We start from the raw sequence: 19,108 nt of genomic DNA, 5'->3' as shown, positions 1-19,108 counted from the left end.
GCTCGCAAGCTCGCTCATGCCGTCACCTCCGCTTCGCTCCGGCGCCAGCATGAGTACAAACCTGAGCTGACCGATTCGCTCGCAAGCTCGCTCATTTCCGCAGCAGCCTTCCCGCGCGCTCGCGCAGGACGTCGACCGCCGTGCCGGCGGCCGCCTCGGCCTTCGCCGCCTTGGGCTCGGTGGGGCCGAGGGCCCAGTCGGCGGTGTGCGCGATGACCGGCTTCTTGCGAACCAACGCCTGAACCGCGAGCGGCTGCACCGCCCACCGGCCGGCATCCCACCGGAGCAGGCCCAGGCAGGCGGTCGAGGCGGCGACCAGCGCGGGGGTCAGCGGCCCGGCCTCCGGCAGCCGGTCCAGGTCGACGGCGAGGGTGACGCCGCCGGGCAGCTCGAACGACTCGGCGCCGGCCGTGTAGCCCTCCAGCAGGACCGGCTCGGCGATGGCGGCCGGATGCCGGTCCAGCGGGGGTGCCGGCGGTGCGACGGCCCCGCCGAGCCGCACCCGGGCAGTCGCGAACGGGTCGGCCGGCTCACCCGCGACCGCCCGTGACTCGTCCCAGATCAGATCGCCGGCCGGTGTGAGCGGCATGCCGGAGATCTCGACCACGCGGTGCCCGGCCAGGGCGGCCAGGAACACCGGGAACGCGGCGAGCATCCGCCACGCGGACGGACCGCTGATCGTGTCGACCTTGGCAGCGGCGACACTCGCCCGCACCAGCCGCACGTCACCGCCGGGCGTCTCCAGCAGGCCGTGCGCCCGGACCTGGAAGACCGTGGGATGTTCGTGCAGGTCGGCGCCGAGAAGCAGGAAACGGCCGTCGGCCGGGGTGACCGGCTGTCCGGGGAACCCGTCCTGGGACAGTAGCAGCGACCGGGTCCACAGGTCGGCCCAGCGGCGCACCGGGATCCGGTCCAGGGTGGCCACCGGCGCGGCGCCGCGCAGCTCGGCGGCGAACCCGTCGAGCAGGACGGCGAGCCGGCGGGTGGCAGGGTCGGCGAGCAGCGCCTGCACGGCCTGAGCGCCGCCGGCGGCGAGCTCGTGGTCGACCCCGCGCCAGCCGGCGATGGCCAGCTCCCGCAGCCAGGACCGGCCACCGGCGAGCAGGCCGCCGGGCCGCTCCGGCTCACCCGGGACGGTCCACGGCTCGCGGGACCGGCCGAGCGCCTTGTCGAGCCCGCCGAGCAGCGCGTCGTGCGCGGCGCCGAGCACGACGGCGCGGGCCCCGGCCAGGACGGCCAGGTGCTCGTCGGTGACGGCGCCGGCGACGATCTTGCCGAGTGAGTCGGCGACCCGGTCGGCGAGCGGCGAACCGGTGAACACGGCGGCGAAGGACTCGCACGCGGCGGCCCGCTCCTCGTCGAGCCGGGCGAGGCCGTGCACCAGGGCGTCGTCGAGGCCGTCGACGAGACCGAGCGCATCGGTGAGGCCGGCCGGGTCGGCCCGCAGGGCGTCGGCGAGCATCAGCGCACCGCCCCGGCGGCCGGGAACCACTCGAGCTCGGGCAGCGGCTCGGTGGTCGACGGCACCTCCAGATACGCCAGGTGGCGCAGGAAACCGCTGAACACCTCGGCGGCCCGGTTGGGCGCGGTCGTGGTGTGCAGCCCGGCCCAGAGATCCCCGGAATCCTCCGGCAGCGTCACCTTGAGATAGCGGGCGACCCGCGCCAAACCGTACTGAGCGACGGCGGCGTCGGCGAGAACGCGCAGGTGGTTGCAGGCGCGGGAGCCGCCGGAGAGGCCGCCGCAGGGCCGGTTGTTGTTGGTGTTGCAACTCAGGCCGTGGTCGCCGGCGGTGATGGACGAGACGTAGACGCGCTCGACATCCGACCCGCTGGACACCACTCCCTGCAGCCGGCCGTCGGCCAGCTCCACGAACGGCGCCTTGGCCAGCTTGCGCGGCCGGGCGGGCGGGATGACGGGCGCAGCGCTGCGCCGCTCATAGGTGGCACCCCCGTTGGTCACAACCAGACCTCCTCCGAAACAGGTGCGGAAGTTCTATCCCACGGGTACGACAAAACCGCATCCGTCGAGGTCAGGACGGGTTTTGCCGCGGCTTCGGAGATGCACCTCATCCGGATTGGGGGCGATGCCCGGGCAGACGGTGGCCGCGAGCGGCCGGTGGTCCAGCACCTGCTCCTGCTCGGCCGCACACGGTGACGCTGATGCGGGCTCTCGGCCGCCCGCCGCTCCACATCCCGACCGGCGCACTGCGGGCACCGCCCAGGTCAGCCTGGAACTGCCACCGTCGTGGAACCGTCACTGACCGAGCCGGCGTGCCATGTCGGCCAGCTCGCGCAGCAGACCCAGGACGGCCGTCTTGCCCTTCCCACCGGGCAGCTCCCGGTCCGCGGCGTCGACCAGATGGTCCCGCAGCAGCTCGACGGCCTCGGCGCGCGCGGAAGGGGACAGCTCGGAGAGCCACAGCGATCCCAGATTCTCGTCGGAGATCTCCCGCAGGTAGGCGGCCGCCTCCGGGTCGGACATCCGGTCGGCGAGGAACTCGACGGTCCAGTAGAACAGGCCGCCGCTGACGTTCCAGTCCAGATCCGGTCTCAGCACCAGTAGACCCGCCATCACTTCCCCACCACGAAGACGCGCGGGCCCAGGCCCCGCTGCTCGATGAACTGCTCCACCCGGGCCGTCTGCTCCGGCGTGAACCTCGACACGTCGACCGGCACCAGGTCGGCCTTGTCCAGATGCCGTTCGATCTGGAACTGCAGCTGCGGCCACTGTCGCTCGAAGTGGACGCCGTCGAAGTTGCCGACCGCGTCATACGACACCCCGTCGCCGTCGACCCAATCGTAGGGCTTGCCCTGCTCGGCCCGGGTGAGCCGGACACCGGTCTCCTCCTCGATCCGCCGGGCGCTCTCCGACTCGCCCGGCCGGTACTTGGCGGCGGCCGGGTCGACGCCGAGGTCGTGGACCCGTTTCTCCTCGTCCTCGCCGTCCTTCCCGGAGGGCGGGCCGGCGCCGCCGTCCGGCTGCCGGTTGAGCGAGCGCAGCTCCTCGATCAGGTCGTCGAGCCGCCGCACCTTCGGTAGGAGGTTGCGCAGGCTGGCGATGAGGTCGTGCACCCAGCGGGCGATCCGCGCGGCCCAGCTGGCGACCGTCGTGCCGACCTGCTCGACGACCAGCGGGGTGGCGGCACCGAAGGTGGCGGCCACCTCGGCGGCGTAGACGGCCAGCCGGGAGATCAGGGTGGCGATCGCGTCCCGGACCAGCTCACGAACCCCCGCGACGAGCATGCCGGCGCCCTCGGTGAGCGCGGCCATCGTGCCGGACGCACCGGCCAGAGCGATGAGCGTGCCGTGCTGCTCCCGGGCGGTCGCACGGTACGCCTCGCCGGCGGCGCCGCCCCACTCCGCCACGTCACCCCGGACCGCGTGGTCGAGACGGCCGGCCTCCTCCTCCAGCGCTTCGGCGATGTTGCGCCAGGTCTGCGCATAGGCCGTGATCTGCGCCGGGTCGCCGGCGAGCTGGTCGAGAGTCTCCCGCAGTGGCTCGACGTGTTCGATGATCCAGGAGACGCCGTACTGCAGCAGCACGCCGACCGGGTCGGAGGCCAGGGCCAGCGCGTCGAGGCCGGCGCTGACCCCGCCGAGGCCGCCCTCCACCCAGTCCCGGTTGCGGACGCCGTCGGCGATCATCTCGATGTCCTCGACGATCCACACACCGGACCAGTGATCGGGCGGCTGATCGACCCGCTCGGCGACGAGCGTGCCGTCACTCACGACCCGGCCCGCCGGGCGGCGGCCACGTCGGCGGCCACGTAACGCTCACCGGTGGCGCGCACCCGCGCGGCCGATCCGAGCAGCGACTCCTCGGCCACCCGGATTCCGTCGGCGAGGGCATCGTGCAGCCCGCCCAGCATTCCCGGGACAAGGGCGCACAACTCCCCGTACGCGTGAGTGCCCAGCCGCACCGCCTCGGACGCCTGCCCCACGTCACCGAGCACGTCGGCGATCACACCGATGTGCCCGGCGTGGCTGATCAGATCCGCGGGCGTCACCGACACCGCGTCGTTTCCCCGGTCGACCACAGCTCCCCCATCCCGAACAGATGACATAAAGGAAGCTAGATGTCCCGCACGCCCGCTTCAACGCCCCTCGAAAACCTGTGGATAACTACCGTCCTCCCAGCTCACCCGTACAAAAGAAGCCCTCGATGAGCCACCCGGGTGGCCGAACCCTTCCGGCCGTGCTGGTCGGAGGTCTGCGGCTGTCGCCGGAGAACGATCGCGGCAGGGACGCCGAGATCCTCGCTCTACGGCTGCCGGCTCGTGGTGTCGCAGCGCCGGCTCGGTGGGCAGCGGGTCCGGTCCGAATCGGCTGATCGGGCATGTCCGGCCGCGCCGCTCGGTGTGCCGCCGCGAGCGAGTCTGCATCGGCCGATGTCGCCGGTACGCCCGGATACGGTGCTGCGCCCGGCATCGTGACCCGCAGCCATGTCCCGGCCCCGCAGTCGGGGCCGGTCGCCTTCTGCGGCATCCTCCACGAGTACGAGCAGGCGTCTGAACAGCACGGATGACATTCTCGTCGGGCACAAAGCCGAATTCCCGGTGACGCATGCGAATAGAGCGATGACCCGTTCCGGAGACGGGTATCGATGGTCTAAAGTGCCGGTCGAATAGATGATCTTCTGGGTGAGCGCCGTTCCTCGTGGGTCCGCGTTCGTCCAGATTTCGTCTGCCCTCCGACACGGGAAATCTTGATGATCAGAGAATCGGTCAGGCGCGGGCCTCGCAGATGGGGTGCACGTGCGGCACTGGCGGCAGGTCTTGCGGGCGTACTCATCGCGCCGATGTTGACCGCGACGCCGGCCGCCGTTGCGGCCCCGCGGCCGCAGCCACTGCAGGGACAGGTCGAGAAGCTCGACAAGGACGGCGGCGAGGTCCGCGGGGTCGGCTTCAAACCGGCCCCGGTGCGGCAGTTCGACGCCCCGGCACCGGTCTGGCCGAAGGCCGGGTCGGCCAGCATCGACCTGCCGGCCAAGGCGGCCACGGCAGCCCGCGCCGACCGTGCGGCGGTGCGCCGGGCCGGTGGCCTGCCGGTGTCGGTGGGCAGGGCCCCGGGCGCGGCCGGCGACCGGTTGTCGGCGGTGTCGGTCGACCTGCTGGACCGCGCCGCGGTACCGGACAGGTGGCGCGACGGACTTGTCACGCGGCTCGCCGCGCCGGCCGGCAAATCGGGCGGCCGGGCCGTGGTGCGGATGGACTACTCCGCTTTCAAACACGCGTACGGCGCCGAGTGGGCGTCGCGGCTGCGGTTGTGGAGCCTGCCGGAGTGCGCGCTGAGCACCCCGGAGCAGCCGCGGTGCGCGGCCGCCGCGTTGCCGTCGAGCCACGATGCGTCCGGCGCTGTCGTCTCGGCTGAGGTGCAGGTCGCGGCCCGTACGCTCGTCGCGTTGGCGGCCGCGCCGTCGGGCAGTGACGGTGACTACTCGGCGACCGATCTGGCGCCGTCGTCGTCGTGGACGGCGGGTGACTCGTCCGGCGCGTTCACCTGGTCGTATCCGATGGACGCGCCGCAGGTCGCCGGCGGTTTGACGCCGAAGGTCGGGCTGTCGTACTCGTCGTCGAGCGTGGACGGGCGTTCGTCGGCGACGAACAACCAGCCGGGCTGGATCGGTGAGGGTTTCGACTTCTGGCCGGGGTTCATCGAGCGCCGCTACGTTCCATGCACCATGGACAAGGCCGACTCGCCGAACAACCCGGCGCAGACCGGTGACCTGTGCTGGCGCTCGCACAACGCGGTGCTGTCGCTGAACGGATCGAGCAGCGAGCTGGTCTACGAGTCGGGCAAGGGCTGGCACAGCCGGTCCGAGGACGGTTCGAAGATCGAGCGGCTGACCGGTGGCGACAACGGCGACAACGACGGCGAGCACTGGCGGGTCACCACGACCGATGGCACGCAGTACTACTTCGGGCGCGACGACCTGCCCGGCCAGTCGGCGGCGACCAACTCGGCGTGGACCGCTCCGGTCTACGGCAACCACAGCGGCGAGCCGTGCCACGCGTCGGCGTTCACGGACTCGGACTGCACGCAGGCGTGGCGCTGGAACCTGGACTACGTCGTGGACCCGCGCGGCAACACCATGTCGTACTGGTACACCAGGGAGACCAACCAGTACGCGGCCGAGGTCACCGACTCGAAGAACGTCTCGTACGTGCGGGGTGGCGCGCTGGCGCGCATCGACTACGGCACCTGGGACCGCGGCAGCGCGGACCGTTCGGTGTCGGCGACCGGTCAGGTCGTGTTCACCGCCGCGGACCGGTGCCTGTCCGACTGTTCGGAGCACACCGGGTCACGATGGCCGGACGTGCCGTGGGACCAGGAGTGCAAGTCCGACGCCACCACCTGTAACGACTACACGCCGACATTCTGGTCGACCAAGCGGCTGGCCAAGGTCACCAGCCGGGTGTGGGACACCACCAAGACCACCCCGGCCTGGCAGGACGTCGAGTCGTGGACGTTGACGCACAGTTTCCCGTCGCCGGGTGACGGACAGAAGGCCGGGCTGTGGCTGGCCTCGATCGTGCACACCGGCCTGGCCGGGACGGCGATCGCGGAGCCGCCGGTCACCTTCGACCCGGTCGCGATGCCGAACCGGGTGCTGACGCAGACCAACACCACGAACAACTGGCAGCGGCTGGCCGCGATCCGCACCGAGACCGGCGCGCTGATCCAGATCACCTACTCGTTGCCGCAGTGCACGGCCACGGATCTGCCGGAGTCACCGCACAACAACACCCGCCTCTGCTACCCGGTGAAGGGGCCCGACCCGTACGACTCGGACCTGGACATCACCGAGTGGTGGCACAAGTACGTGGTGCGGCAGGTCACCGAAACCGATGTGCAGCTGGCCGACGGGCACCAGGCGCCGACGAAGAACACCTACTACACCTATGTCGGGTCGCCGGCCTGGCATTACGCCGACGACGACGGGCTGAGCAAGCCCAAGTACAAGACGTGGAGCCAGTACCGCGGTTACGGCACGGTCGAGGTGCAGGTCGGTGACACGGACAAGACGCTGACCCGGACGACCTATCTGCGCGGGATGCACGGCGACAAGCTGGCGCCGTCCGGCGGGACCCGCAGTGTGACGGTACCGGCTTCGCTCGGCTCGGAGACGGTGTACGACGAGGACCAGTTCGCCGGCATGAAGCGTGAGCAGGTCGTCTACAACGGCACCGCGGACAAACCGGTCAGCAGGACCGTCTTCGTGCCGTGGCGTTCGACACCGACCGCCTCGCGCACCATCAACGGTGACACGGTCACCGCCCGTTTCGCCGGGACGAAGGCCAGCTATCAGGCCACGGCGCTGGGTGTCGACGGGGCGCGCGGCTGGCAGACGACCAGCAGCCAGAGCACGTTCGACGACACGTACGGCACGCTCGTCAGCACGCAGGACAACGGCGACACCGCGGTCAGCGGCGACGAGAAGTGCGTCACCACCACGTACAACCGCAACACCGCCAAGCACATCGTCAACATGCCACGGCGGATCACCACCACGGCCTTGCCCTGTGGCACCGCGCCGACCAGCCCGGATCACCTGGTTTCGGACTCCGTGACGTTCTACGACGGGGCGAGTGACGCTGCGACCGCCCCGGTGTACGGCGACGCGACCCGGGTCGACGGTTTGAAGGACTGGACCGCGGGTGGCGGCACGGTCTGGCAGACGATCAGCAAGACCGTTCACGACGCGTTCGGCCGCGAGACCAGCAAGACCGATCTCAAGGGCAACACCACGACGGTGGCCTACTCCACCGGAGCCGGGCCGATCACCAAGGTCACCAGCACCAGCCCGCTGGGCTGGGTCACCACCACCGAGCAGAGCCCCTACTGGGGTACGCCGACGAAGGTGACCGACCCCAACGGAAAGATCACCGAGACGACGTACGACGCGTTGGGCCGCAACCTCGCGGTGTGGGGTCCAGGCTGGTCGCGGGCGACCTACCCGGAGAAGCCGCAGGAGCGGTACAGCTACGTGTACTCGGCGAACCGGTCGGCGTACCCGTACACCAAGACGGAGTCGTTGAGCGCGAACGGCAACTACCTGACGACGTACGAGATCCTCGACGGGTTCCTGCGGCCGCGGCAGACACAGGCCGCCGCGGTGGGCGGCGGCCGGGTGGTCACCGACACCCGCTACGACGCGCACGGCCGCACTGAGTTGGTGTACGGCGCGCACGCCGAACCGGGTGAGCCGTCCGGGACGTTGTGGTGGGAACCGGAGTGGTCGGTGCCGTCGCAGACGCGCACCCTGTATGACCGGGCCAACCGGGTCACCAACAGTGTCTTCCTGTCCGGTGACGGGGTGACCAACATCGTCGAGCGGTGGCGGACCACCACGATCGACGAGGGTGACCGCACGATCACGGTGCCACCGGCCGGTGGGACGGTGACGACCAGGGTGGAGGACGTGCACGGGCGCACGGTGGAGTTGCGTGAGCACACCACCGCGGCGGGCGCGTCCGGGGCTTACCAGGCGACGAAGTACACCTACGACCACCGCGACAAGTTGGTCACGATGACCGACACGGCCGGTAACCAGTGGGCGCGTAAGTACGATGTCAAGGGCCGGGAGATCGAGTCACGGGACCCGGACAAGGGTCTGACCACCTCGAAGTACAACGAGTTCAACGAGCTGACCGAGACCACCGACAACCGCGGCCAGACGTTGCTGTACAGCTACGACGCACTGGGCCGCAGGACGGCGATCTCGCAGGCCGGCACCACCCCGACCAAGTTGGTGGAGTGGATCCACGACAAGCTCTACACCGGTGTCACGGTGCGCGGGCAGGTCACTCAGAAGATCCGGTACGTCGGCACGGACGCCTACAAGTGGCAGGCACGCGGCTTCAACGACAGGTATCTGCCCACCGGGGTGAACTATGTGATCCCGGCGTCGGAGGAGAAGCTCGCCGGCACGTACGTCTTCGGGTATGGGTATTCGCCGTACACCGGGGCACCGACCAGCATCAGCTTCCCGGCCGGTGGCGGACTCGCCGACGAGCAGGTCACGATCGGCTACGACGACGTGTCCGGTCTGCCGAAGACGCTGGGTAGCGCGTGGAGTTCGGTCGTCTCGTACGTGACCGGCCAGCAATACTCGTCGTACGGCGAGCCGACGGTCACCACGTTGAAGACCGCCGGTGGCGTCTACACCGAGCAGGCCACGTCGTATGACGTGTACACCCGCCGGGTGGACACGGTGACGGTGAAGCCGGAGACCGCGTCCGGCAGCGTGTCGCAGCGTAAGTACGCGCACGACGCGATCGGCAACATCATCGGTATCGCCGACACCCCGGTGGTCGGGACGGCGGACTACCAGTGCTTCCAGCACGACCGGCTGCGGCGGCTGGCAGGCGCCTGGACTCCGGCGACGGCGGTGGACTGCAAGACGGCCACCCCGTCGGCCGCGACCGTGGGCGGGCCGGCGCCGTACTGGCTGGACTGGACGATCGACAGCGTCGGCAACCGGACCAGGGAGGTTTCGCACACCGCCGCCGGTGACACCGTGCGCTCGTACACGGTGCCGGCCTCCGGCGCCGGTGTGGTGCGCCCGCACGCGGTGACCTCGATGACCACCACGGCACCGGGCGCGTCCACCGGTACGACGGTGTCGTACGGCTACGACGTGGCCGGCAACATGACCAGCCGGCCGGGCTCCGGTGCGGCGCAGACCCTGCAGTGGGATGCCGAGGGCCGGTTGTCCTCGGTCACCGAGAACGGCACGCTGCGCCAGGCCAACGTGTACGACGTGGACGGCACCCGGCTGATCCGGCGTGACGCCACCGGCGCCTCGCTGTATCTGCCCGGTATGGAGGTGCGGCGCACCGGCACCGGCACGTCGGCCACCATGTCGGCGACCCGCTACTACACCTTCGCCGGCAAGACCGTGGCGTCGCGGACCTCGGCCGGCACGCTGAGCTGGCTGTTCAGCGATCACCACGGGACGCAGCAGGTCTCGGTCGACGCGGCCACGCAGCGGGTCGGCATCCGGCGGCAGACCCCGTACGGCGGGACCCGCGGCACGAGTCCGGCCTGGCCGAACCAGAAGGGTTTCGTCGGCGGCGACCTCGACCCGACCGGCCTGGTGCACATCGGCGCCCGCGAGTACGACGGGGTGCTCGGCCGGTTCATCTCGGTCGACCCGGAGCAGAATCTCGCCGATCCGCAGCAGTGGAACGCGTACTCGTACGCGAACAACTCGCCGGCGTCGATGTCGGACCCGGACGGACGCCGGCCGCTGCTGGTCGGGGACAACGACCGCGAAGAGCGGCGGATCCTGGAGTCGTACGGGCAGCGCTCGGTGCAGCGCGACGGCAAGTGGGTGGTCGAGGACATCCCGGCCTCCACGTCGAAGACCAGCCGGGTCACCGCGCCGAAGGGTTCGTGGATGGAGCATTACGGCAAGACCGTGACGAAGATCCCGAAGAGCGGCGGCTACTCGCCGATCTACGGTTACGGGCTCACCGACGACACCATCTTCGGATCGGCGGCCGTCTACGACGAGCAGGGCCGCCTGGTCGCCTCGGACGACAACTTCCGCAGCGGTGGTGGCATGCTGCCCGGCGAGACCGGGCAGATCCACCAGCACGTCGAGCCGCGGGTGGTGCAGTGGTTCGGTGACAAGGGGATGCTCAAGCCCGGCTACACGGTGCGGATCATCCTGAACGAGGAGGGCCGCTCGCCGTGCCCGAGTTGCCGGCCGATGCTGGAGAAGACGGTGGAACGCACCGGCATCCGGGTGTGGGTGGAGGCGCCGGGGGTGCAGATGGAGGTGTACGGCGACAAGAACTCGTCGGCGCACCTGCAGGGGACTTCCATCCAGCCACGGGCGCCGATGAAGCCGAAGCAGGCGCCGCTGTTCGAGATGCCGTCGTCCCGGACCGCGAAACCGCCGTCCGGTGGTGGCCGCAGCAACACGCCTCGCGGTGGCGGCGCGGGCGGCAAGATCGCTGGCGGGGTGGGTGTCATCGGGTTCGGTGCGGACCTGTACTTCCTGTGGCGGTACGGGCCTTGCGGCATCGCGCCGATCCCCACGCCTGCCTGCACGGAACCGGCGCCGATGGCCTAACCTCAGGCAGCGTCAGAAGACGGAGACTCGCGACTTCGGGGACGGCCGACATGCCAGAGCGCACGACCGTGGTGAATGCCGTCGACTGGCCGTCACTGCTCGACGCCCACGGCGCCGCCAGTGACGTGCCGGCCGCCCTGCACGCGATCTGGTCCGACGACGCGGATCTGCGCCGCCGGGCGTACCAGTTCCTGGTGCGACGGCTGGTGCATCAGGGTTCCCGGTTCCCGGCCAGTGCCGCGGCGGTGCCGTTCCTGATCGACGTGGTCGCCGATGTGGCTGCCCCGGACCGGTTCGCCGCCGTCCAGCTGTTGCGGATGATCGCGATCGGCGACGAGCGGTACTGGCTCACCGAACTGCCGGATCCGGCGGTGCAGCGCGACGAGGCTGCCCGCCGGGCCCGGCTTTCGCTGTCCGAGCTGGAGGCGGAGCACGCGGCCTGGGTGGCCGCCGCCGACACCGAACAGGAGCGGCGGGCACGCGAGACGCGGGGGATGTTCACCGATTTCGAGGCCGATCGCGACGCCGCGCAGTGGGACGCGACAGCCTATGACGCGGTCCGCACCGGGGTCGCGGTGTTCGTGGCCGCGCTGGATTCCGCTGACCCGGCGGTGCGGTTGCACACCACGCATCTGCTCGCGTTCTTCCCGGAGGCGCGCGACACGGTGGTGCCGGCGCTGACCCGGTTGGTCCGCTCCGACGCGGATCCGGTGATCGCGTCAGCCGCGGCGGTGGCCACGGCCCTGGCCGGGGCGACGGCGGCCGACAGTGAGTTGATCGACGCGTTGGAGCAGCGGCGCGCCGGTGCCACGGTCGCCGAACAGTGGGCGGCCGCGCTGGCGGTGGCGTGGATCGTGCGCCGGCCGCAGCGGGCGGTGCTGGAGCAGGTGTACGCGTGCCTGGTCGAGGCGGTCGAACCGGTGCTGAACTGGCCGTTCCTCGATGGCGACATGTCCGGGCTGGCGGCGCTGACGGTGGGCCGTCTCGACGCGTCGGTGGCACCGGAGCGGGTGGACGTTCTGGCGGTGCGGCTGCGGGAGACGCCGCCGGATGCCGACCGGGGGATGCTGGTGCCGGCGATGCTGGACGCCGCGTTCCCGGACGGCGGGCTCCCGGCGGGCACCACCTTCGCCAGGCTGAACGGGATGCAGCAGACGGCGGTGCGCGCCTTCGCGTACGCCCGGGTCTGGAATGACGGCCCGGCGGTCCAGACGTTGCTGAAGCACTGCGGGCTTCCGGAGGATCTGCCCGCCTGGATCCGGGCCTGACATCGGGCCGGGGCCGCCGTGGTGGCGGTCCCGGCCCGATGCGTCATACGACCGCCTGCTCCTCGTGGAGCTTGGCCACCTGACCGCTGGTCATGTAACCCTGGTAGATCTGCAACCGATCGATTCCGCCGTACCACTGGTCGACGTAGCCGCCGGTGGTGGGCTCACCCGACCACCAGGCGCCGCCGACGGTCAGCTGCCCGCCGGCGTTCCACAGCGTGCCGGTCCCGGTGGCCGCGAGGTCACCGTTGACGTAGAGCCGCTGCGGCGTGCTGCTCGACGCGACGTAGACGTACGTCAGGTGGAACCAGTCGTTGGTGTCCTGCGCGGTGAGCAGGGTGGGCGCGATGAGGTGGGTGTAGGCCTCGTTCTCGGTGGCGTCCGCGCTGACGGTCATCACCTCGAAGCGCATCCCGGCCACGCTGTTCACCGTCGACTTGCGGGTCTGCAGGTAGAACGGCGACTGGTAGGTGCCCCTCTGCGCCACCGCGGTCATCGTGGTGTCCAGCTTCGCGGGTTGCACCCAGACCGAGACGGTGAACGACTGGTCGGTACGCAGGACGGGCCCGTTCTGCCACTGCGCGGGCGATCCGGCGGCTGCCGTGTTGCGCTGGGCGACGCCGTACTCGCGAGTCCACTTCTGGTACTTCGGGTCGGTCGGGTCGTCGGCGTAGTGCTGGTCGTCGAACTCCAGGCCGTACACGCTGCCGTAGCCGCCGCCGATCCAGGTGCCCTCGTTGAGCGCCAGGCGCCGGTTCCAGCCGGTGCCGACGTCAGGTGCCTCGCACATGTCGGCCGCGCCGGTCTCGTAGCAGGGCACGGCGGTCTCGAAATCCCAGCTGCCGACCTGGATCGGCGCGATGATGCCGGGCTCGTCGAAGCCACCCGAGTCGGCCTCGGACGAAAGCTTGCCGCTGAAGTCGTTGGCGACCAGGGCCCGGTCGAACACCTGGGCGTCGGCGACGCTGCCGTGCAGCCAGTCGGTGTAGGTGGTGGTGTTGAGCTTGCTGTTGCCCATCCGCAGCACCCCGCCGGAGGCCCATGCCGACGGTGCGTCGACCTCGGCTTTGAGCGCGCCGTCGATCCAGAGGCCGACCTTCTTGGTGGTCTCGTCGTAGCTGCCGGCCACGTGCGTCCAGCGGCCGGCGGTCACGGCGTTGACAAGACAGGCCGGCGTGTAGTTGAGCGACGCGGTGTCGCTGGCACGGAAACCGAAGCACCATGACTTGTCGGCGACCCCGTCACCGTTGCGGTCGTCGACCCGGAACATCAGCTGGAAGTTCGCCGTGTTCGTGCCGTCCTGCGAGATCAGGTTCTGGTGGGTGTTGAGGTTGTCCAGTTTCGCCCAGGTCGCCACCGAGAAGCTCTTGGTGGTGTTGATCAGGTTCGGTGCGGTCAGGAAGCCGGTGCCGGCGAACTCGACGTTTCGTACGCCGATCACCCGGCCCTTGTCGGCCCAGGTGATCCCGGACGCGGTGACCGGGGTGTCACCGGCGAGTGCGGGCTGATTGTCGGCGAGCGCGGCGACCTGGTCGACGCCCGGGGAGGTCTCCAGCTTCCACTGGGCCAGGGCCGGCGACGGGCGGGGCACGGTGAACTCATGCGAGCCGTACCCCTTGTTGTTGGTGGCGTCGATGGCCTGCACGTGGAGAACGGCGATGCCGTACTTGGGTGCGGTCACTCTGACCGTGGCCTGCTTGCCCGTGACACCGGTGACGGTCGTGGCGGCCACCTCGGAGGTCACCGCCTCTGTCCAGCCGTACTTGAACTTGGTGACGTCGGTGTGCGTCGAGGTGATGGTGAAGGTTCCCGGCTTGCCGGGGCCGGTGGGCAGGGTGACGGGGGTGACCGACACCTGCGGCACCGTGGTGTCGACGTAGAAGAAGCAGTAGTCCGACCACGGGCTGTTGATGCTGTACGGCGCCGGGTCGGTGCCGTAGACGCGGAACGCGTAGCGCCGGCCGCCGGTCAGCGCGGTGGTCAGTGCGGCGCTGGTGGCGCGGGTGTTCGCGGTCACCGAGGTGGTGCCGGGTCCGGGTTTGACGGTGAACGCCTGGCCCACCGGCGCGTCGGTGAGTTCCCAGGTCGCCCTGACGGTCTGGGTGGTGCCGTCGGCGTCCGGCATGATCGCGGAGAAGGACGGTTTGGTGGTGCCGATGGTCACCGCGCCGGTGGTGCAGGCGACTCCGTTGATCTGCAGGCCGGAGGGTTTGCCGGGCTTGGCGTCGACGTTGGTGATGAGTTTCGCGTTGGCCGGGAAGAACTTCTTCCAGCGGGTCTTGTCGGTCTCGTACTCGCCTTCCGGGTTCTTCGCGCTGAACGCGAAGGTCAGGGCTGTGCCGCCCTTGCCGGCGTGGCTGTTGACCAGGTTCGTGACGTCGGTGCCGGTGAAGTTCACCCACATGTCCGGCTGCGGCGAGTCGCTGCAGCCGCTGCCCTCGTTGGCGTGCGAGGCGGCGACCGCGACCCGCCCGCCCAGCGTGGTCTTCCAGGCGGTGCGCGGGGTGGTGATGGCTCCGGCGTGGTACATGTGCGTCCACGTGTCGTCGCACGAGTACGAGTGGTCGAGCTTCATCTGCACGTAGGCCGACTCGACGTGCTTGTACTTGATCGCCGTGGTGGGGAACTCGAAGTACGAGCGGTACACCTTGCCGCTGTCCGGGTCGGCGCCGACGCGGGCCACCGAGGTGTCGGTGTTGTTGCTGTTGTTGTCGGTGGCGTAGGCCCACCGCGATTTGCCGGTGCTCCACTCCGGGTCGATGAAGACCGGGAACTTCGCGGCCGTGCCCAGCAGTGCCGGGTCGGGTCGCAGCACCAGGTCACCGCGTGCGTCGATCTCGGTGCCCAGCCTCGCGGTCATGGCGGCGTCGCCGGGTCCGGCGTGCGAGGAAACGGTGTTGCTGCGGGTGTCGGGCTGCCCGGCAGTGCTGCGGGCGGTCGGCTCCGCCGGCTTGTCGGCCGCGGTGCTGGAGTCCCACATCGCCGGCGCCTCGGCGAGGGCGATCAACTTGCCGCCGGCGGTGGCCCGCAGCGAGCCGTCCGGCAGGCGCTCGGTCTTGACGTCGCCGCCGAGGTCGAAGCGCAGCTCGCGGATCGCCGGATTGGCCGCGGCCTGCGCGTTCTTGACCACAAGCACGTGGGTGAATCCGGTACGGGTCGCGCGCAGCACCAGATCGGTGCCGGGCAGGACTTCGGCGTAGGTGGCGGAGTCCGCGGACACCTGCGGTGCGGGCAGGACGCCCAGGGGCCAGGACATGGTCAGGTCCTGGCCGTCGCGGGTGAGTTTCACCAGCGGACCCGAGCCGCCGGCGGAGAACCGCACATCGGCCAGGGTGGCGGCGGGGCGCAGCAGGCCGTCCTTGCCGCGGGCCAGTTCGACGTCGATGTCGGCCCAGGAGCCGTTGGAGCGGCGGACCCGCTGCGGTACCGCGGCCGACTCGTAGGTCAGCTGGCCGGACGGCTCGGCGAAGACCTGGGTGAACTCGGTACGCTCTGACAGAGCTTCGACCCGCTTGCCGTGCCGGCGGGCGGCGGCGACCGCGGCGCCTTCATCCGGGGCCGCGTCCGGCGCCACAGCCGGGGCGGCCGCCGCAGGCCCGGGCATCGCCGACGGTGCCACCAAGGCGAACGCGGAGACGACCGTGACGGTGCCCGCGGAGATGAATCGTCTACCAGTGCCTGAGCCGGTGAGGTACCGGCGCACTGAGGCCCTACCCATGTGCCCTCCGTGATCTTGCATATTGATGGAGTGCACTGTAACGGTCGAGGGCGGGACTTCGGTGAGCGCCTATATCAAAATCGGAAGCTTCGGTTCCGGGTGGCGACAGACTGACGCGCGATACTGATCATCACGCACGAGGCGGACCTGAGGAACCGTCAACTGCATGGTTCGCGCACTGCGAACGGTGGTGGGCGCTGCCCCGTTCGACCCCACCTGCTCGCCACCCGATCGCCGGTTGAAAGCAGCGCCGCACCGCACGCCCCCGAACAGCGCGATTTCATCGTGGCGGCGCTCCCCACCATCGCTGAAGACGGCCTCCGAACAGCGTGGGCACCATGTCCGGCGACGAGCGGGTGTCCCCTCGCCGCCATCCCCTCAGCCGAGCCCGACGCCGTGGTCGGGATTCCGGGATCATGCAAGCAGACGATTCGACCACGCCGTAACACCACTCCCGGACGTCCGGAATCCAATCTTTCAAACAGTTACGCACCGCGACAGCCACGGGACCGTTCGTGCCTCGCGGTGGCGCTGGATGAGCCAGCCGAAATGTCGGTGGGCTCACGTATGCTTCCGCGCGGCGGAGTCCTACGTCGCACCTCGTGCGTCGAACAGGAGGACGCCGGTTCGAATCCGGTCGGCTTCGCCGCCTTCGCACCCGCACGGGAAGGCCGACATGTGCATCCGGTACCCGGCGACCATCAGTCCCGATGAGGGGTTCGGCCGCGGCCCAACCGATTGCCACGCCGAAGAATCTCGCCCGCGGTCTCCTGAACACCCCGGGCGGGGTTCGTGGCGGATGCGTGGGCAGGCCACGGCATCGGCCACCTCACAGAACAAGGAAGTCGACACCGCCGTGAGCGCGAACCGGTGAGCGGCGCGTGGCGGGAGTGGCAGCGGATCCGCCGCTACGCCGTACCGCAGCGGATGATCGATGAATGCGCGGAGGCACGCGAGCGCGGCGACTGGCGGGCCGCCTGCGCGGCCGGCCGGGTCGACGTGGCGATCGGCGACGCGGTCATGGCTCAGGTCGAGGACCAGCTGGCCGGATTCGCGCCCGACCTGCTGCGCTGGCACCTGCCTCGCGAGGCCGGTGGGTTCACCACACTGGCCCGGCGGCGGCGCTACCTGCTCATCCCGGACCGGCCGGCCGGTGATGACCCGACGACGCTGGTGGTCGAGTCGCCGATCTCGCGGGACGGGTCTCAGCGGCTCACTCTGCGGGCGATGGACGACGCTGACATCGACCACCAATGGTCCCACCCGGTGCCGGCATACCTCTGGGACGCCCGTCATGCAGCGCAGTTTCGTGCCGCGGTGGGAGGCAGCGCTGACCGGCTGCCCTGGTTCACCTCGGCCGGTGACCCGCTGCCGCCGCACAGCTTCGGCATGGGCACCGACGAACCCGCACGGGCCGAACGAGCGAGGTCGGCACTCGGCCCGGCTGAAGCGCTGGCGGTGGCCGGGATCTCCGTCAGCGCTGAGGACACCTGGCGGTCCTCCGAGCTGTATGACGATCTGACAAGCATCGACCTGCTTCGCTTACGGTACGAGATTCGCTGGCTCGCTGCCCGGCAACGGGGGACGAAGTGGGCGGTGCCGTTCGGCTACTGGTGCTATCTGAGCGTCGATGCGGACGGCGAGGACGTGCGAGTCACCATGCGAGGCGGCCTGGCGAACCACCCGGTTGATCGAGCGCTTCCGCGCCTGTCGCTCAGCCTGGCCAGGTTCTCGCCCGATCTCGACCTCGTCTGGCATGGCCTGAGTACGCCCGCTGATCTGCATCCGCTCGTGCGTCTCGCCCTGTTCCCGTCTGCAGCAACGGCAGCGCCGCCGGCGGCGGCCACCCCAGCGAGCGACCGGTTCCGGGTACGTTGCCGCGGGGTCTGGCACGAGATCAAGATGCGTGACGGCCGGCTCGACCTGCCGGAGCACAGCGAAGCCGAACAACAGCGGGAGCGAACCCTGCGCGCTCTCGGCGGCACGGTCACCGGGTGTTTCGCCGTCGAGCAGACGTGGACCGGAGCCCGGGGCCGGTTACCGAAGAAGCTGCACGCCCATCGCGATGACCTGTGGCAGCGGATAACCCACGGCGGTACCCGGGTGCTGTGGGAGATGCTCGACGCCGGCCTGAACCCGCACCTGCGCGACGGCCGCGGGCGCACGCTGATCCACCGGGCGCGGTCCTTCGACCATGCCCGGTTGTTGCCCCGCCTACTGGCCGCGGGCGTGGATGTGAACGCCAAGGACGTGGAGGGCAGCACCGCGCTCTACCTGGCCGTCGTCCACCGCTGGCCGGCCGACCTGATCATCGCGTTGGTCGACGCGGGCGCTGACCTGCACACCCCGAACCAGTACGGCGAGACGGTGCTCGGCCGCTTGGAAGATCATTTTCAGTTGGCGGAGGACTACGAGCAGGAGGTGGAACCCGATTTCCAGGTCGCCGCCGACTACCTCCGTGGGCGAGCGTGATCGGCCACGGGACTGCCCGGCGAGCGCGGCACCTGGTGCGCCACTACGTCGATCCGACCGCCGTCAACAACGGCACGGCGTCCCCGGCCGCCCGCTACCCGAAGTCCAATGGTCAAGGCGAGTTGATCAAGGTGGTTCTACGAGTACCTGATCGCGGGTCCAAACGCCGAGAGATCGAGCAAATCGGAAGGTGTGATGCAGTCCCTTCCGATTGACCTCCGACCTTACGTTGCGACGACCAGCACCACTCCGGCCGCCCGAAACGCAGCTAATCTGTGGGTGCCCCATTGCTTCCCTTGCCCTTTACGAGCCGTGTGGCACCCATGGCGATCGACGGCGCTCCAGCGATCAGCAGCGCCACTGGCCAAGGGAGATCCATGACCAGTATTCCGAATGCGACTGCTACCGCCCCGGCCGCCAGAATGAGCAGAAGGACGAGCCTGCCATTCAACGTGGCATACCTCCTATCCTTTACTGAGCTTTTGGGGTCAGGGTCAGGGTGGTGCCAGTCCGCTGGTGGCGAGGAACCCGAAGGCGAGGGTGGGCCGGTACTGCATCCGTTTGA

At 70.0% G+C, this 19,108-nt stretch carries 9 protein-coding genes; 3 read left to right on the top strand and 6 right to left on the bottom strand.

From position 1 onward, the window contains the following. Nucleotides 1-91 precede the first annotated feature (91 nt). The 5 genes from AB0I88_RS33655 to AB0I88_RS33635 form a co-directional block, all read right to left on the bottom strand. The gene (locus tag AB0I88_RS33655; protein ID WP_361034069.1) at nucleotides 92-1,462 is read right to left on the bottom strand and encodes a hypothetical protein; all 1,371 of its coding nucleotides are present in this window, start codon (nucleotides 1,460-1,462) and stop codon (nucleotides 92-94) included. Next, the gene (locus AB0I88_RS33650) at nucleotides 1,462-1,962 is read right to left on the bottom strand and encodes a hypothetical protein (protein ID WP_361034066.1); all 501 of its coding nucleotides are present in this window, start codon (nucleotides 1,960-1,962) and stop codon (nucleotides 1,462-1,464) included. The genes AB0I88_RS33655 and AB0I88_RS33650 overlap by 1 nt, the downstream gene beginning before the upstream one ends. A gap of 294 nt (nucleotides 1,963-2,256) precedes the next feature. After that, on the bottom strand, nucleotides 2,257-2,574 hold the full coding sequence (locus tag AB0I88_RS33645; RefSeq protein WP_361034063.1) for a hypothetical protein: 318 nt from the start codon (nucleotides 2,572-2,574) through the stop codon (nucleotides 2,257-2,259). After that, nucleotides 2,574-3,731, bottom strand: coding sequence for a WXG100 family type VII secretion target (locus AB0I88_RS33640; RefSeq protein WP_361034060.1), 1,158 nt, complete (start codon nucleotides 3,729-3,731; stop codon nucleotides 2,574-2,576). Before AB0I88_RS33640 ends, AB0I88_RS33645 begins: the two co-directional genes overlap by 1 nt. Then, the gene (locus AB0I88_RS33635) at nucleotides 3,728-4,039 is read right to left on the bottom strand and encodes a type VII secretion target (protein WP_361034057.1); all 312 of its coding nucleotides are present in this window, start codon (nucleotides 4,037-4,039) and stop codon (nucleotides 3,728-3,730) included. Before AB0I88_RS33635 ends, AB0I88_RS33640 begins: the two co-directional genes overlap by 4 nt. Before the next feature lie 761 nt (nucleotides 4,040-4,800). Between AB0I88_RS33635 and AB0I88_RS33630 the strand changes: the two genes are divergently transcribed. Together AB0I88_RS33630 and AB0I88_RS33625 are read left to right on the top strand one after the other, a co-directional pair. Then, the gene (locus AB0I88_RS33630) at nucleotides 4,801-11,085 is read left to right on the top strand and encodes an RHS repeat-associated core domain-containing protein (RefSeq protein WP_361034054.1); all 6,285 of its coding nucleotides are present in this window, start codon (nucleotides 4,801-4,803) and stop codon (nucleotides 11,083-11,085) included. Between the two features lie 50 nt (nucleotides 11,086-11,135). Next, on the top strand, nucleotides 11,136-12,353 hold the full coding sequence (locus tag AB0I88_RS33625; protein ID WP_361034051.1) for a hypothetical protein: 1,218 nt from the start codon (nucleotides 11,136-11,138) through the stop codon (nucleotides 12,351-12,353). Between the two features lie 43 nt (nucleotides 12,354-12,396). Here AB0I88_RS33625 and AB0I88_RS33620 read toward each other — a convergent pair whose 3' ends face one another. After that, the gene (locus AB0I88_RS33620) at nucleotides 12,397-16,071 is read right to left on the bottom strand and encodes a LamG-like jellyroll fold domain-containing protein (protein WP_361034048.1); all 3,675 of its coding nucleotides are present in this window, start codon (nucleotides 16,069-16,071) and stop codon (nucleotides 12,397-12,399) included. Nucleotides 16,072-16,941: 870 nt separating this feature from the next. On the opposite strand from AB0I88_RS33620, the gene AB0I88_RS33615 reads away from it, so the two are divergent. Continuing rightward, nucleotides 16,942-18,543 carry an ankyrin repeat domain-containing protein gene (locus tag AB0I88_RS33615; protein WP_361034045.1) on the top strand — a complete coding sequence of 534 codons (1,602 nt, stop codon included), beginning with the start codon at nucleotides 16,942-16,944 and terminating at the stop codon, nucleotides 18,541-18,543. The last annotated feature ends 565 nt before the right edge of the window (nucleotides 18,544-19,108 follow it).

The sequence above is a fragment of the Actinoplanes sp. NPDC049802 genome (genome assembly GCF_040656595.1).
Classification (GTDB): domain Bacteria; phylum Actinomycetota; class Actinomycetes; order Mycobacteriales; family Micromonosporaceae; genus Actinoplanes.
Note: the sequence above shows the minus strand (reverse complement) of the source record. Positions and strands in the feature narration are given on the sequence as shown.

Coding starts and splice junctions, on each gene's coding strand:
- AB0I88_RS33655 (WP_361034069.1), bottom strand. CDS start 1,462: ATGCTCGCCGACGCCCTGCGGGCCGACCCGGCCGGCCTCACCGATGCG.
- AB0I88_RS33645 (WP_361034063.1), bottom strand. CDS start 2,574: ATGGCGGGTCTACTGGTGCTGAGACCGGATCTGGACTGGAACGTCAGC.
- AB0I88_RS33630 (WP_361034054.1), top strand. CDS start 4,801: ATGTTGACCGCGACGCCGGCCGCCGTTGCGGCCCCGCGGCCGCAGCCA.
- AB0I88_RS33625 (WP_361034051.1), top strand. CDS start 11,136: ATGCCAGAGCGCACGACCGTGGTGAATGCCGTCGACTGGCCGTCACTG.
- AB0I88_RS33620 (WP_361034048.1), bottom strand. CDS start 16,071: ATGGGTAGGGCCTCAGTGCGCCGGTACCTCACCGGCTCAGGCACTGGT.